The 14,557-nt window shown below is 62.4% G+C and carries 12 protein-coding genes; 7 read left to right on the forward strand and 5 right to left on the reverse strand.

The window, feature by feature from the left end; all coding sequences use genetic code 11:
* Positions 1-37: 37 nt before the first annotated feature.
* Together xdhB and PLANPX_RS10190 are read right to left on the reverse strand one after the other, a co-directional pair.
* Positions 38-2,386 carry a xanthine dehydrogenase molybdopterin binding subunit gene (xdhB, locus tag PLANPX_RS10185; protein WP_152098628.1) on the reverse strand — a complete coding sequence of 783 codons (2,349 nt, stop codon included), beginning with the start codon at positions 2,384-2,386 and terminating at the stop codon, positions 38-40.
* Positions 2,387-2,397: 11 nt separating this feature from the next.
* Entirely contained in the window at positions 2,398-3,846 is a 1,449-nt protein-coding gene (locus PLANPX_RS10190; RefSeq protein WP_152098629.1) for a xanthine dehydrogenase small subunit, read from the reverse strand.
* Between the two features lie 173 nt (positions 3,847-4,019).
* Between PLANPX_RS10190 and PLANPX_RS10195 the strand changes: the two genes are divergently transcribed.
* Both PLANPX_RS10195 and allE read left to right on the forward strand, forming a co-directional pair.
* Entirely contained in the window at positions 4,020-5,288 is a 1,269-nt protein-coding gene (locus PLANPX_RS10195; RefSeq protein WP_261344424.1) for an allantoate amidohydrolase, read from the forward strand.
* 26 nt (positions 5,289-5,314) lie between these two features.
* Positions 5,315-6,076, forward strand: coding sequence for a (S)-ureidoglycine aminohydrolase (allE, locus tag PLANPX_RS10200; protein ID WP_198421874.1), 762 nt, complete (start codon positions 5,315-5,317; stop codon positions 6,074-6,076).
* A 24-nt stretch (positions 6,077-6,100) separates the two neighbouring features.
* Here allE and PLANPX_RS10205 read toward each other — a convergent pair whose 3' ends face one another.
* Positions 6,101-7,108, reverse strand: a complete 1,008-nt coding sequence (locus PLANPX_RS10205) for a hypothetical protein (protein WP_152098630.1) — start codon at positions 7,106-7,108, stop codon at positions 6,101-6,103.
* A gap of 160 nt (positions 7,109-7,268) precedes the next feature.
* Positions 7,269-9,188, reverse strand: coding sequence for an acyl-CoA dehydrogenase family protein (locus PLANPX_RS10210; RefSeq protein ID WP_152098631.1), 1,920 nt, complete (start codon positions 9,186-9,188; stop codon positions 7,269-7,271).
* 236 nt (positions 9,189-9,424) lie between these two features.
* Here PLANPX_RS10210 and PLANPX_RS10215 point away from each other — a divergent pair, with 236 nt between their 5' ends.
* A complete protein-coding gene (locus PLANPX_RS10215) occupies positions 9,425-10,537 on the forward strand; it encodes an aminopeptidase (protein ID WP_152098632.1) in 1,113 nt (370 codons plus the stop codon).
* A 157-nt stretch (positions 10,538-10,694) separates the two neighbouring features.
* Here PLANPX_RS10215 and PLANPX_RS10220 read toward each other — a convergent pair whose 3' ends face one another.
* Positions 10,695-10,949 (reverse strand): hypothetical protein, encoded by a 255-nt coding sequence (locus tag PLANPX_RS10220; protein WP_152098633.1) that lies wholly within the window; start codon positions 10,947-10,949, stop codon positions 10,695-10,697.
* Between the two features lie 317 nt (positions 10,950-11,266).
* Between PLANPX_RS10220 and PLANPX_RS10225 the strand changes: the two genes are divergently transcribed.
* The 4 genes from PLANPX_RS10225 (at position 11,267) to PLANPX_RS10240 (ending at position 14,386) form a co-directional block, all read left to right on the forward strand.
* Positions 11,267-11,740, forward strand: coding sequence for a CBS domain-containing protein (locus PLANPX_RS10225; RefSeq protein ID WP_152098634.1), 474 nt, complete (start codon positions 11,267-11,269; stop codon positions 11,738-11,740).
* Positions 11,741-11,935: 195 nt separating this feature from the next.
* The gene (locus PLANPX_RS10230) at positions 11,936-12,343 is read left to right on the forward strand and encodes a hypothetical protein (RefSeq protein WP_152098635.1); all 408 of its coding nucleotides are present in this window, start codon (positions 11,936-11,938) and stop codon (positions 12,341-12,343) included.
* Between the two features lie 167 nt (positions 12,344-12,510).
* A complete protein-coding gene (locus tag PLANPX_RS27665) occupies positions 12,511-13,290 on the forward strand; it encodes a DUF1559 domain-containing protein (protein WP_152098636.1) in 780 nt (259 codons plus the stop codon).
* Positions 13,291-13,522: 232 nt separating this feature from the next.
* Positions 13,523-14,386: a hypothetical protein gene (locus PLANPX_RS10240; protein ID WP_152098637.1), complete on the forward strand. Its 864-nt coding sequence runs from the start codon at positions 13,523-13,525 to the stop codon at positions 14,384-14,386.
* Positions 14,387-14,557: the final 171 nt, after the last annotated feature.

Below are 14,557 nucleotides of genomic sequence, written 5' to 3' on the forward strand. Positions count from 1 at the left end.
CCTAGTTGTTCATCGAGAGACCTTGCGATTTCGTTCGTTATGCTTGATACGCCGTCTTGGGCGAACCCGGATGCGTCGGGACTTGAAAACTGAGACATCGTAAAATCTCCTCTCCAGTCGCCGGTAAATTTAGAGAAGTCGCCGCCTCGGAGCTCGTATAGGTCAATGCATTCTTCACCGCAGCCCAGGCCGCAATGCCGAGCATCAGCGGCGGCTCGCCAACCGCTTTGCTGCGGCGGATGTTTTGGACATTATCATCATTGTCGAATAACGACAATCGAAAGTCGATGGGAACGTCTGTGATCGCCGGGATTTTGTACGTCGTCGGCGAGTGGCTCAGCAGCACGCCTTTGTCGTTGTAGGTGAGGGCCTCCGCGGTGACCCAGCCCATCCCCTGAATAAAACCGCCGATGATTTGGCCGCGATCGACGCCCGGGTTGATCGAGCGGCCGATGTCGATCAGCAGGTCGGCGCGGGCGACGGTCAACTCGCCGGTGAAGCGGTCGATCGCGACTTCAACGGCAGCGGCGCCTTGCGTGAAGTAGAAGAAGGGCGTGCCTCGCCCCGTTTCGCGGTTAAAGTCGATGCCCGGCGTGGCGAAGAACCCGCGGGCGCCGAGGTCGACCCGTTCGCGGCGGGCTTCGTCGCACAGCGGGCCGAAGGCGATTCGCAGTTCGGGGCGGCGAGTATCGTAGACGACGTTATCCGCGAAGACGATGTGCCGCGGCGATGGCGTGAGGCCTTCGGCCTTGTCGGACAGTCGGTCGGCGGCGAACTTCTTCAACCGGCGTTTGATCTGCTGGCAGGCTCGCACCGCGGCGGCGCCGTTGAGGTCGGTGCTCGCCGAGGCGGCGGTCGGCGAGGCGTTGTTGTTTTTCTCGGTCGAGGTCGCCATCAAGCGGACGCGGGCCGGATCGAGGCCGAACTCGTCGGCGACGAGTTGGCGAATCTTCGTGTTGAGGCCCTGGCCCATCTCGGTGCCGCCGGTGGAAACCTGTACCGTGCCGTCGGTGTAGAGGTTTACCAGCGCGTTCCCTTGATTAAGGAACTTCGAAGTGAAACTGATGCCGAATTTCATCCCGGTGAGGGCGAGGCCGCGGAGCGTGAGCGGATCGTTCGCGTTGCGGCGGGCGATCTCCGCGCGGCGGGCGTGATATTGCGAAGAGGCGGCGAGGGCGTCGAAGATTTCAGGCAGGTGATTCTTCTCGACGATCTGGCCGTAGGGCGTGACATTTCGGTCGGTGACGCCGTAGACATTCGCGCGACGCACATCGTAGGCGTCGATCGCGAGATGCTGGGCGATTGACTCGAGGATGTTCTCGGTCGCCGCCATCGCCTGCGGACCGCCGAAGCCGCGGAACGCTGTGTTCGATGGCAGGTTCGTGAAGCAAATGCGGCCACGGAAATCGGCGTGCGGAATATAGTAGGCGTTGTCGGAATGGAGCAGCGTCCGCTCCATGATCGACGGCGAAAGGTCGAGCGAGCAACCGCCGTTCGAATAATAGTCGTACTTCAGCGCGTGGATGCGGCCGTCACGCTCGAAGCCGACCTCCCAGCGGACGAGGTAGGGATGCCGCTTGCCGGTGGAGCACATGTCGGTGTCTTTGTCGAAGATCACTCGCGCGGCGCGACCCGTTTTACGAGCGACGAGCGCCGCCATCATCGCGGGGATCGCCGCCTGTGTTTCCTTGCCGCCGAAGCCGCCCCCCATTCGCTTCGTGACGCAAACAACTTCGTGAAAGCCGACGCCGAGCATCTCGGCGACGACGGTTTGGATTTCCGTTGGGTTTTGCGTCGAGCTGTGAACGACCATTTGGCCATCTTCGCCGGGGTAGGCGATAGCGGCCTGCGATTCAAGATAGAACTGCTCCTGACCGCCGATGTGGAACGTGCCGCTGAGGCGATGGGGCGCTTTTTTCAGTTCGGCTTCGATCTCGCCGCCGCGGGCGATGCGGCGTTCGACGCCGAGGAAGCGCTCTCGAGCGATCGATTCTTCGAGCGTAAGGAGCGGCTGTTGCTCTGAATATTTCAATTCGACCGCGGCGATGCCGTGATGGAGCGCGGCGCGGGATTCAGCGGCGACGATGGCGACCGGCTGGCCCACGTAGAGGAGTTCGCGGTCGGCGAGAAACGGCTCATCGGCTGCGAGCGGGCCGAACATGTTGTGCGCGGGAATGTCGGCAACTGTGTAGACGGCCGCGACGCCGGGGATCGCCAGCGCTGCTGTCGCATCGATGCCTGTGAGCGTGCCACAGGCGATGGGGCTGGGCACGAACGCAACGTGAAGCTCCCCCGCCATCGACGGCATATCGTCGAGGTAGTACGCCTGGCCGGTGACGTGGCCGACGGCGGAATCGTGCGGGATGGTTTGGCCGACGCTCGGCATAGTGATCTCGTTTATACCGCCGCAAGTTGCGATTGTGTTTGGTAGTAAAACTTCAGCAGCACGTTGCGAGTTAGCTGTCGTCTGTACTCCGCGGAGCCGCGAACGTCGTCGATGGGCGTCACTTCGTTGACCGCGATGTCGCCGGCCGTTTGCATTGTTTCGAGAGTGAGCGGTTCCCCGACGAGGAAGCGTTCGGTTTGCCTCGCTCGCATCACTGTCGGGCCGACGGCGCCGAAGGCGATGCTTGCTTGTTTGATTGCGTCGCCGTCGAGTTGCATCCGGACGGCGGCGGTGAAGCCGGAGATATCGAGATCGCGACGGCGAGAGACTTTGTAAAGTTGCAGCAACTCGCTCTCCGCTGGCAGCGGGATGCGAACTTCGGTAATGAGTTCGCCCGGTTTCAGTTCGAGCTTTTTGTAGCCGTGGTAGAACTGATTGATGTTCACCTCGCGGCGGCCCGACTTACTGGCCAGCACCAGCACCGCTTCCATCACGAGCAAGAACGGGAGCGAATCGGCGATCGGCGAGGCGTTCGCAATGTTGCCGGCGATCGTGCCGACGTGCCGGATTTGCGGGGCGCCAAAGAGTTGCAAGATGCGGGCAAACGCCGGCGCTGCTTGGCGGAATGCTGCGAGCAGCGTCGTCCAGCTTGCGCGGGCGCCGCAACGGAAGACGCCGTCTCCCACCGCGATGGCTTCGAGTTCCGCAATGCGATTCAAATCGAGGATCACCGGCGGCAAGCGGTGGGCTTTGTTTGCGCGGACGCCGATGTCGGTGGCGCCGGCGACGATTGTGGCCGTCGGCTGCATCGCGAGGAAATCGAGCGCCTCCTCCAGCGTGCGAGGCGAGCAGGCGACATGCTGCACGCCGAATGAAGTCGTTTCGAGACGCAGTTCGTCGTCGCCAGTGCTAGCAAACGCACCCAGCATCGGTGCGGCGGGATAGAGTTGCGCGAGCCGATCGTGATCGGCGCCGTTGCATTTCAAGCCGGAGTCGATGATCGGCGTATAGCCTGTGCAGCGGCAGAGGTTGCCGGTGAGTTCGGAGCGGAGCGTCGGTTCGTCGAGTGCCTTTTGCTGCTCTAGCAGCCCGGTCATCGCCATGACAAAGCCCGGCGTGCAAAAACCGCATTGCGAGCCATGACAATCGACCATCGCCTGCTGCACAGCGTTGAGCGTGCCGTCGCGGCGGAGCCCTTCGACGGTGACAATGTGCGTGCCGTCGAGCTGGAACATGAATTGGATGCAGGAATCGACAGGCTTGTAGTCGAGCTGCTGGCGATTGGCAGCTGGACGGCCGATGAGTGTGGTGCAGGCGCCGCAATCCCCTTCGCTGCAGACGATCTTCGTTCCGACCAAGCCGCAACGAAGTCGCAGATAATCCGACACCGACAGGAACGCATCCCCGCCGCGGACTTCGCGTTGTTCACCGTTGATGAAGAGGAGCAGGTGGTCGCGCATGGGCGGGGCTCGCTGCGGCCCCCGGTTTTAAGAACCGGGAGCTAAGGGGGGAACCGTTGTCGTTGGCTGTCGCGATCGACGTTCTTCCACGTTGAACTTTGGAAAAACTGCCGATCGCGACTATAATCCGCTCGCACCGCCCGAACACCCCAATTATCGGTTCTGTTTTGCCTGTGGTCAATGAAAGTTCTGAGTGGCAGCGCTTGGCTGCGGACGTGATGGAGCGGTGCGACGCGCTCGCACGCTGCAGCGACGAACCGGGACGGATTACACGACTCTTCTGCACGCCGGCGATGCGCGACGCCCATCGGCTCGTCTCCGGTTGGATGGAAGCTGCTGGCATGAGCGGCCGTTGCGACGCGGCGGGGAACCTGCGGGGAACTTACGCACCGACCGGTTGCGATGCGAAGCGGTGCGTGGTGATCGGTTCGCACCTCGACACCGTCGGCGACGCCGGCCGCTACGACGGCATCCTCGGCGTGATGATGGGGATTGCCGTGGTCGAGGCGGTGCGGCAGGCGAACGTTGCGTTGCCGTGGGCGATGGAAGTGATCGGTTTTTCCGAGGAGGAGGGCGTTCGCTTTCGCTTGCCGTTCATTGGGAGTCGCGCGCTTGTGGGAACGTTCGATCCGCAATTGCTGACGCTCTGCGACGACGCGGGAGTTAGCCTGGGGCGAGCACTCACCGCGTTCGGTTGCGATCCGCATGCGATCGATGCGTGCCGCGTTCTGGAGGGCGAAATTGTCGCTTACCTCGAACCCCACATCGAGCAGGGACCGCTGCTCGAAGCAGTCCATCAGCCGCTCGGCGTGGTGACGGCGATTGCCGGCCAAACGCGGCTCACCGTCGAGTGGGCAGGGGAGGGGGGGCATGCCGGCACGGCCCCGATGAACTTGCGGAACGATCCGCTTCCCATTGCTGGCCGTTGGGCGATCGCTGTCGAAGAACTCGCTCGCGCGACGCCAGGGCTCGTCGCGACCGTCGGGCGGTTCGTCGTCGACCCGAACGTGCCGAATTGCATTCCGCGGATGGTGACAGCGTCGCTTGACGTGCGACATCAGGACGACGCCGTACGGATTATGGCGGTGGCGAAGTTGCTCGCCCTGGCGGAAGAGCTGGCGCAGGGCGCCAATTTGGCTGTGCGCGTGGAGCGGCAGCACGAACACGCGGCGGTTGCGATGGACGTTGAATTGACGGCAGGGCTCGCCGCGGCAGTGACTGAGGTCGATGCCGCACCACGGCTCATGGTCAGCGGGGCTGGCCACGACGCCGGCGTTGTCGCTCGCGCGGCGCCGACGGCGATGCTCTTTCTCCGCAGTCCCGGCGGCGTGAGCCATCATCCGGCCGAGGCCGTTCACGCGGCTGACGTAGCGCTCGGGCTTGAGGCACTGGTAATGTTCGTAAAGCAGTTGGCGGCGCAGTCGGCCGCCGCTTCGCGTTGATAGATCACAAGCACCGAATAATAGTAATGAGCCATCCTGCCATGGATTTGTTTGGAACGACTCGCAGCCGCGTCACGTCGCAGCATGCTCTCATCACGCCCGACACGTGGGTGTGGCAAGATCTTCCTGGTTGGCGAGGGGCCAAGGGCGTCGTCCACATCTCGCCTCACATGGGCGCCCGGTTCGTGCAGGCTAACGTCGCGATTGATGCAGGTGGTTTCACCGGCGGCGCGGCCGAAGGGGTCGAACGCGTCGTCTGGGTGCGAACGGGGAAGCTTGCGCTCAAGTTGCCAGGGGGCGCTGCGCACACGCTCGTGGCGGAAGATTTTGCGTACCTCCCGTCCGATCGGCCGCACGAACTGAAGGCGATCGAAGCGAGCAACATCGTGCTATTTGAAAAGCGGTACGTGAAGGCGGCGTTCGAATTCCCCGAAGCGATCGTCGGCAAAACGGCCGACGCGCCGGGCGTGGCGTTCATGGGCGACGAACAAGCCCGCCTGCAAACGCTGCTGCCGACCGACGAGCGGTTCGACATGGCGGTAAACGTTTTTACTTATCAGCCGGGGGCCAACCTGCCGCAGGTCGAGATCCATGTGATGGAACACGGCCTGGTGATGCTCGACGGCATGGGCGTCTACCGGCTGGGCGATTCGTGGTACCCGGTCGAAGAAGGCGACGTCATTTGGATGGCGTCGTACTGCCCGCAATGGTTCGTGGCGATGGGAAAGGCGCCGGCGCGCTATCTCTACTACAAAGACGTGAATCGTGAACCGCTGCTGGGCTTGTAACTGTTGCCGCGGCGCGGTGAGCGACTAACGCAGAATCGTCGCGTCTGACGACGGCGTTTCGACGGCATTCGCCTGGCGAACCTCGCCGCTCGCGGCGGCGGGAGGGGCGATGCCTTCCGCGAAGTCGCTCGGCCACGTCGTCTTCTCGGGCGCGTCGGCGAGTTCCGTCGACTGCTCGTACTTCGCCGCCGCTTGGGCGAATGGTTCCATGCCGACTTCCGGCGCGGGCGACATCGCGTTGACGGCATGCCCGACGCCGGCGCCGGCGAGCGAGAAGACGATGGTCGAACCAGGAACGAACAACCCCGTTTGCCCGCCGATTTCGCTGCCGAATTGCGGATAGAGGGCGTCGCGAGCGGCGACCTGCTCGTCGTACGTGCCGTTCTGAGCGACGTGGGCGTAGACTTCTTCTTTCGCCGCTTGCTCGGGGTAGAGCGTTAGAATCGGCAGCGAGTAGATCGAGGCGTAGGTCCCCGGGTTATCGCGCCAACGAACGTTCTTCGCATGGGCGCCTTGTTCGACCGCGAGCGCCGGAATGTCGGAGTAGACGTAGATGCTGTCGGTGTAAGGATTGTACGAATCGCCGCCGACGAGCCCGCTGAAGACGCGGCCTGGCAAAATCGTGTAGCCAAGCGTGCGGACCGCGCCGAACGTGTACCGCCAACCGGCGCCGACGCTTTTGTTTGCGGCTAGCCGGCGCCATTCGTCGCCGGGGGCGTACTGGTTGATGCGAACCTTGGTCGAGCCCATGCCGTTGGCCGCCATGTATTCCGAGAGCTTCAGCTCGGTGTCGGCCGAGACTTGATGATTCGACGCGCGGCGATCCCAGAGGGCGATTTTTTCGGGTACGCCAAGCACCCAGCCGACGCCGTCGACGACGGGATGCGCGTCGCCCCGCTCGAATTGCGGGCTGTCGTCGAGGGGGCGCGACATGCCATTTGCCGGCGATTGATCGAACGTCGGCACGCGGTGAGCCGCGCAGCCGGAAGTGATCGATAGCGCCAGTAGCAAGACCGCAGCGCGAGATTTCACGACGCGACTCGACGAGGGTGAACGGTGTGCACGCCGCTTCGAACGACGAGACGGCGGCGAAACAATGGCGTGGGATTAAACAGTCCCAGCGACGGGGCGCCAAGAGTGATTTCCAGCCGCCAAGATCGCTGCTAGCTGCTGTTCGAGCGCGGATGGGAAGCTAGTAGCGCATCATGATTTCGCCGCCATCGAGCCCTGCGATTCCCTTGAAACCACCTTCGGCGATCGCGGCGCCGAGGTCGGTCACTTGGCGGTAGTAGCTGTTGCTAGCCCGCTTGCCCGTGTACTTGCTCTTCAGTTCTTGGCAGAACACGTCGGCCGCGGTGCGCACGAGCTCGTCCTGCTGGCGGGCGCCGTAGAGCGACGCGCAGAGCATCGTGATCAAGTCTTGGCAGCGTTGTGATAGTTCCGCCATGCGGCATTGGCGATCGGCGAGGGCGAGTTGGAACTTGCTCATCGTTTGCGAGATTTCGAGACCCATCGCGTGGAGGTTCTCGCACGCGAATTCGGCGTGCCGGCGCAGCTCGGCCGACATCGTTGGCAGTTGTGGGGCGGCGCCGCTCGACAGCCGGCGGGCAATCATCCACTTGGCGTAGGGCCACGCGACCCCCTTCAGTGCCCAGGCATGCGCGGGGTTAAGCGGGTTCGGCTTCTTGATGCCGGCGGCGGCGAGCGTCTTGCCGATCGGTTCGAAGAACGTTTTGCCGTGCTCCTTCACGAGCGATTTGAAGAAGCCCATCGCGAGCATCTCGCCCTCGCCTTCGTAGATGCACGGAGCGAGGTATTCGTGGACGTTGTCGCCAAAGTTGTGGCCATGCAAGAACGAGCGGCCGCCGTGAGTTTTCATAAACAGCTCGATCGCCGCATGCTTTTGCGCTTCGCTGCCGAAGATTTTGGCGACGATGCATTCCATTTCGCCGCGATAGCCGCGATCGATCAGGCCGGCGCACCAGGCGACGAGGCCGTCCGCGGCGGTTATCAGGCCGGCCAGTTGGCCGAGGCGGCGACGGACAAGTTCGCGACGGGCGATCGTTTGGCCGTAGGTTTCGCGGAAGTTCGCCCACGGAATGATGTTCGCCATCATGAGGCGCATCGTGCCGGCGGCGTTCGCACAGAGGGCGATGCGGCCGAGGTTGAGACCGTGGTACGCGATGGTGAGGCCGTCGCCCTTCGGAGGCGTTAGCAAGTTCTCGGCCGGCACGCGGAAGTCGCGGAAGATGATACCGCGATTGTAGGTGTGCTTGAGCGCCCAGAGGCCGTACTTGCGGAGTTGGAACTGGTCGTTTTCTTCTCGCGGCAATTCGACGATGAGGACCGCCGGCTTGCCTTCGATCAGGCAGACGAGACCAATCGTCCGGCCGGGGACGACGTTGGTGATGAACAGTTTTTCGCCATTGACGATGAAGTCGTCGCCGGAGCGGACGGCCGTTGTTTTCAGTGCCGTGAGATCGCTGCCGGCGCCCGGTTCGGTAAGCGCGAACGCGCTGAGCCGCTCACCCGAGGCGAGCCCTGGCAGAAAACGTTGCCGTTGTTCGTCCGTGCCGAACGTTCGCACGGGGTCGACGGCGCCGATGCAGCCGTGGACCGATGCCAAGCCTGCAACCGTCGGGTCGATGGTCGCCATCCGCGTGAGGAACGGGGCGAACGCCGAGAAGGGCGTGCCTTTGCCGCCGTAGGCTGGGTCGACGAGCAGCCCCCAGTAGCCCGCTTGCCCAAGTTCGGCGAGCACGTGGTCGGCGATCTTGTGTTCGTCGTTGTAGAGCGAACCGCCGTCGCGATGGCGACGGACGATCTCCACCGAGGCGTCCATCACCTGCTGGATGGCTGGCGGCGTCACCGCTGGTTCGCTTTGAAACAAATCGACCGGTACGCCGTTGTCCCATACCGCGCGGTGGGCTGGACTGTTCGCGGTTTGATATTGAGCGGCGAACAGCTTTTCGACTTGATCGTCGGCCGCATCGATTGCCCCGGTGCGACGGGCCTCGTCGTCGCTCTTGCCGCCAAGCTTAAGCGCCGTTTCGGCGAACGAGGGGCCGTCGTTGTCGTCGGACGCGGGGCGAGGGCGGAGCTCGGTGGACATCACGGTTCCTCATAGTCGGAAAAGGCAAACTTCAGTACATTCTACCGTCGTCGGGCCTGTTCGACTCCCTTGAATCCTCGGACCAATCGCTACAGACGGACTCGCGACCAAGTTTGGGCTGCGGTGCGTAGAGACGGTTGGGGGCGAAGGGCGTTGATCCATTGAATATCGCTCCGGCGGGTCGTTGACCCGCGGCTACTGATCACCAGTCACCGATCTCCGATCACCTAAATCCCATGCACGATCCACGCATCGACAAGCTTGCCAATTTGCTCCTTGATCACAGCTGCCGGATCCAACCGGGCGAGCGGGTCGTCATCGAGGCCTTTGATTTGCCCGAGATGAACCTCGTTTGCGCGCTGGTCGAAGGCGCCGCGGAACGGGGGGCGATTCCGCTGGTCACCACGAAGAGCAACAAGGTGCTGCGGTCGCTCTACCGCACAGCGACCAAGGAGTCGATGGAAGCGGCCGCGAAGTTTGAGAAGGATCGCATGGATTCGGCGCAGGCCTACATCGGCATCCGGGGCGCCGCGAACAGCAGCCAGCAGGCCGACGTGCCGCAAGAGCGGATGGACCTCTACCAAAAGTATTGGTGGCATGCCGTTCACAGCGAGATCCGCGTCCCGAAGACGAAGTGGGTCGTCCTTCGCTACCCGACCGACTCGTTCGCCCAAGCAGCGAACATGAGCAGCTCTGCGTTCGAAGATTTTTACTTCAACGTCTGCACGACTGACTACGTTGCGATGAAGGAAGCGCAGCTGCCGCTGAAGAAGCGGATGGAAGCGGCGGACCGGGTGAAGATCACTGCGCCGGGTACTGAGCTCGAATTCTCGATCAAGGACATTCCGGTGATTCCGTGCTTCGGCGAGCGGAACATCCCCGACGGCGAAGTTTTCACGGCCCCCGTGCGCGACAGCATCAACGGCGTTATTCGCTTCAATACGCAGTCGCGCTATCAAGGGACGGTGTTCAGCGACATCACGTTCGAATTCAAGAACGGCAAAATCGTAAAGGCTACCGCTAACAATACCGAGCGAATTAACGCCGTGCTCGACTCCGACGAAGGCGCCCGCTACTGCGGCGAATGGTCGCTCGGGACGAACAACCGCGTTCGCCACCCGATGCTCGACACGCTGTTCGACGAAAAAATCGGCGGCAGCTTCCACCTGACGCCGGGCAACGCCTACGACATTGCGGACAACGGAAATCGCAGCCGCATTCACTGGGACTTGGTGCTGATCCAACGCGAAGATTACGGCGGCGGCGAGATCTGGTTCGACGGCGAACTGCTGCGGAAAGATGGCCGGTTTGTGCCGGCGGATTTGCAGGGGCTGAACGAAGGGTTGTAGCCGTCGGCAAGATTTATCCGCGCACTCGTGAAGTGCCGTTGCACTGTTCCTAGCCCCGGGCTCTGCCCGGGGGTGACGTTGCGTTACGCGCGACAATGCCCATCGGAATTGTGACCGACCCCCGGGCGGAGCCCGGGGCTAGTACGCCGCGATGTCCTCAGTAGCCGCTGAGAATGATTCGATCGAGCAACAGTGCCAGTGCCGCACCGAGAGTCGCCGACGCGATGCAGCGCGGGCAGATGGCGTCCCCACTGGCAATCGCTTGTTGCTGCAGCTTCCGTTGGCGGAGCGTGGAGCGCAGCAGATCTGCCGCCATCGTTTCGCTCTTCCCCTCGCGATGAGCCCACGCAGCGACTTCCTTGTTCGACCGCGTCGAACAACTGTCCAGCAGTGATAAGTGGGAGAGATTCATCGCAGCGTCTCGTTAGCCGTCCAGGCTCAACTGCGACATTGGAGGTGGCAATCGGCCCGCGGGTTCGCCGGCTGCCGAAAATCCTCGCGATTCGGCTGCACTGGCCCCGACGTAGCCAACAGGCTTCCAGCGAAATGCGGCACTTGTGAATTAATTCACAAGCGAGAATTGCCTCTTTTTTGTTGGCCGACCCTGTGGTTGAGTGATATTGTTACTATTGGAACCAAGAGTAGGGGCTGCATGGCGGAACCTCTTCTCTACACTCATTGACGACGATTTGCGGATGGGCGGCGCAAATCGCGGGAGCGGTGCGGAACATGACGCAAATCACGGCCCGCGACTGTATGGTGACTGAGGTATATACCCTCACACCGTCGACCGACGTCATCGACGCGGTTCGATTTCTGTTGGAGCACGACATCTCGGGCGCTCCGGTCGTCGACCGTCACGACCGTTATCTGGGTGTCTTCAGCGAGAAGTGTTCGATGCACGTGATGCTCGATGCGGCGTACGAGCAGTTGCCGGTGCGCGACGTGCGAGCCTTCATGGATACCGAGGCCCAAACGATCAGCCCGGAGACGCAACTCCTCTCGATCGCTCAGGTCTTCCTGCTGACGCCATATCGGCGGCTACCGGTAGTGGAGGATGGGCGGCTCATCGGGCTGGTGACGCGCGGCGACGTGATGTCTTGCTGGATGGATCTCATTGACCAATTTCCGAGCGAATCGCCCGAGACTACGCTGCTCTACTTCAGCTCGCTGTTTGCGAGTGAAGAGGCCCCGCTCGCGTAGGTTGGGCTTTCTGGAGACCGCCTCCAAAAGACTCCGCGACGCTATTTGAGCCGTTCAGCGAACGCCTTCGTTGCGGGTTGGCGCGAAGCGTGTGACGCCCCGGCGTGCGGTCTGATAAACCTTGACGGCGCCAGCGGTTCCACCTACCATAGCAGGGTAATCTCTCTGGACGCCCTAGCTCTTGGCGCCTCTCTGATGTCGAGTTCAGCCCTGTTTTCCCGAGTAAATCGCACGTTGGCGCTGATCGCGCTGGCGTCGATTAGCGCGCTCGGAATGTTCGGGCACTCGCTCCACTCGCTACTTCCTTGCGGCGACGGCGCCTGCGGAATTCAGGCTTCAGCGGCTGCGGAGACCTGTTGCTGCTGCCATCATCACGCTGCTGAAGAAGTAGCTGCTGAAGGCCCACGGGTGACAAATCCCGGGCACGACGCTGAGAACTGCCCGCTCTGTACGCTGCTCGCCCAGATGAAGGTGAGCCGTCCGTCGCAAACATTCGCGACAATTGAAACGGTAGCCGTCGAGCTGCCGATCGTGTTCGTCGAAACGCTGCGTTCGCAGCAGTTCGACCTCTCTGCCGCACCGCGCGGCCCGCCGCTGGCGTAACGAGCGCACTTCTTGCGCTCGGCGATTGCGTTCTCTTGTCAGCTGCCCGTTCGCTTGGATTGGCTTCCACGTTCGTTGCATGCGCGCAGTTTTAGCGCCGCTGCGAACGGGCGAGAGTTCCCTTCAGCATTGGTTCTCGCTCTGAATTTTCCAGCAAGGGGTCCATCGTGCGCGCACGGTCTGGATACGGTTTCACGCTCGTTGAGCTATTGGTCGTCATTGCCATTATTGGCGTGTTGATTGCGTTGTTGCTGCCGGCGGTGCAAGCCGCTCGCGGCGCTGCGCGGCGTTCGCAATGTGCGAACAATCAGCGGCAAATTGGCTTGGCGATCCATCAGTTCGCCGACGTGCACCGCGGGCGGTTTCCTGAAATCGCCCACGGCCACAGCGGTCACGAGGAGCCTGAAGACGCCTCCGATCCGCATGATCACGACGCGGAAGACGAGGTCGATTCGTGGGTCTATTCGCTCGCGCCCTACATGGAAAGCGTCGATGCGATCCGGCTCTGCCCGGAGGATCACGAGCGGATCGAGAATACCAATGGGCGCGTCACCAGCTACGCGATGAGCGGCTATTTGCAGGATCCGGCCAAGGCCTATCCGCCGTCGTCGCTGCCGCCGGGCGTCTCGCCGCCGGAGGGAATGTATGGAAGCCTTTTCGATCTTCCGTCGACTCACGCCACGATCATGATGTTCGAGGCGGGGATGACCGTGGAGGCGACCTTCGACCATGTCGAAGCTCCCGAGTGGTTCAGCGAGCAGAACCTCAAGCACAATGCGACCGATCGAAGCGTTTGGAACGCGGTTGAGCGGGAAGTGGCGGTGGACCGGCATACCGGCGCCGTCGCGAACTGTCTCTATGCCGACGGGCACGTGAAGGCGCTCGCGTCGGAGGAGATTGCTCAGTGGTGCGACGAAGGTTTTGATTTTGCCAAGCCGCCGGAATAAGGGCTGGGCCAGCAGGCAAGTTCTGAGCATGCAATCGCCGCCGCAGCTCAGCTGCGGCTTCTAGAGTCCGTGCGCAAGCGTCGCCGCTACAACGTCGCTGCGCTCGGCGTCCTGTTTTTCAACGCGCTTCACCCCGCGAACGCTACCGGTGCGCGCATGCGCTCCACGCTCAGGGGGCAGGGCGTCGTTGAACTCACTCACTTGCATTTATTCAACATTGGAACTGCTAACCATGAAATTTTCTCACCTGTCTCTCTCTTGCCTGTTGGCTCTTAGTACTTGTTCGCTCGCTCCGAACTCTGCTCGCGCCCATAGCGACGCGCTGCTGACGAACGTCGGCGGCCAGGTCGCTGTCGGCACAGCGGCCGACATCGATGGTCCCGAAGAAGCGTTTGGCCTCCACGCCGACGTCTTTGAGGCCATTTTACGTTCTGGATTCGCCCCGCCGACGCCGGCTGATTTCGAAGGGGACGAGCCTGGCTTCTTTGGCCTGCATGGCGTCAACGACGCCGCCAAGCTGGCGGCGCTCGGCGCCGCGGCCTTGCCGCCGGGCGCCGCGGTGACGGGAAGCATCACGACGTTCACCGTCAACGGCGCGAGCGACTCGCTGTTTTACTGGAACGGCGTCGGCGCCGTCGATTTTCAGCCGATCAGCGCGGCTCAACCGGGCGTGACGTTCGCCTTCAGCCCGGCAGCGTTCGGCGCCACCGGACCGAACGGCGCGCTCGACGATCACCCGATCTACCAGATCAACCATCCGACCGGCACGCCCGCCGACGGCGTGTATCTCGTGGCGCCGACGATTGGCGTCGCGGGGCTGAGCGACTCGCGGCCGTTTTACATGGCGTTTCTCGTTGATGCCTTAATCACCGGCGAGGACGAACTCGAACTGGTTGAAGCGGCGCTGGAAGGTTTGGAAGAGGAGGCGACGCCTGATGCACTTGCCGACTTCGGAGGCGGAGTGGCGAAAGACTTTGCGTATTACGAAACGAGCGTCGCGTGGATTGAGGGGAATCTCGTCGTGCCGGAACCGGCGACCGCCTCGCTGGGGGCGTTGAGCTTCCTCGCTCTGTTGGCAACCCGTCGGAAGCGGTAACGCGCGACTTGCGCTGGCTTAGGTTGGGCAGCAGCCTCTCGGTTCACGCCAGAGGCTGCTGCCGCGAGCCGCATCGAACGCTGATTTCTGCTAATCAATCACTTCAACGCCACTACGGCAAAAGCGTTTCCTATGTTTTACTTATTCATCATTACAAGAATACGAAGCCGC

The organism is Lacipirellula parvula, assembly GCF_009177095.1.
GTDB lineage: Bacteria > Planctomycetota > Planctomycetia > Pirellulales > Lacipirellulaceae > Lacipirellula > Lacipirellula parvula.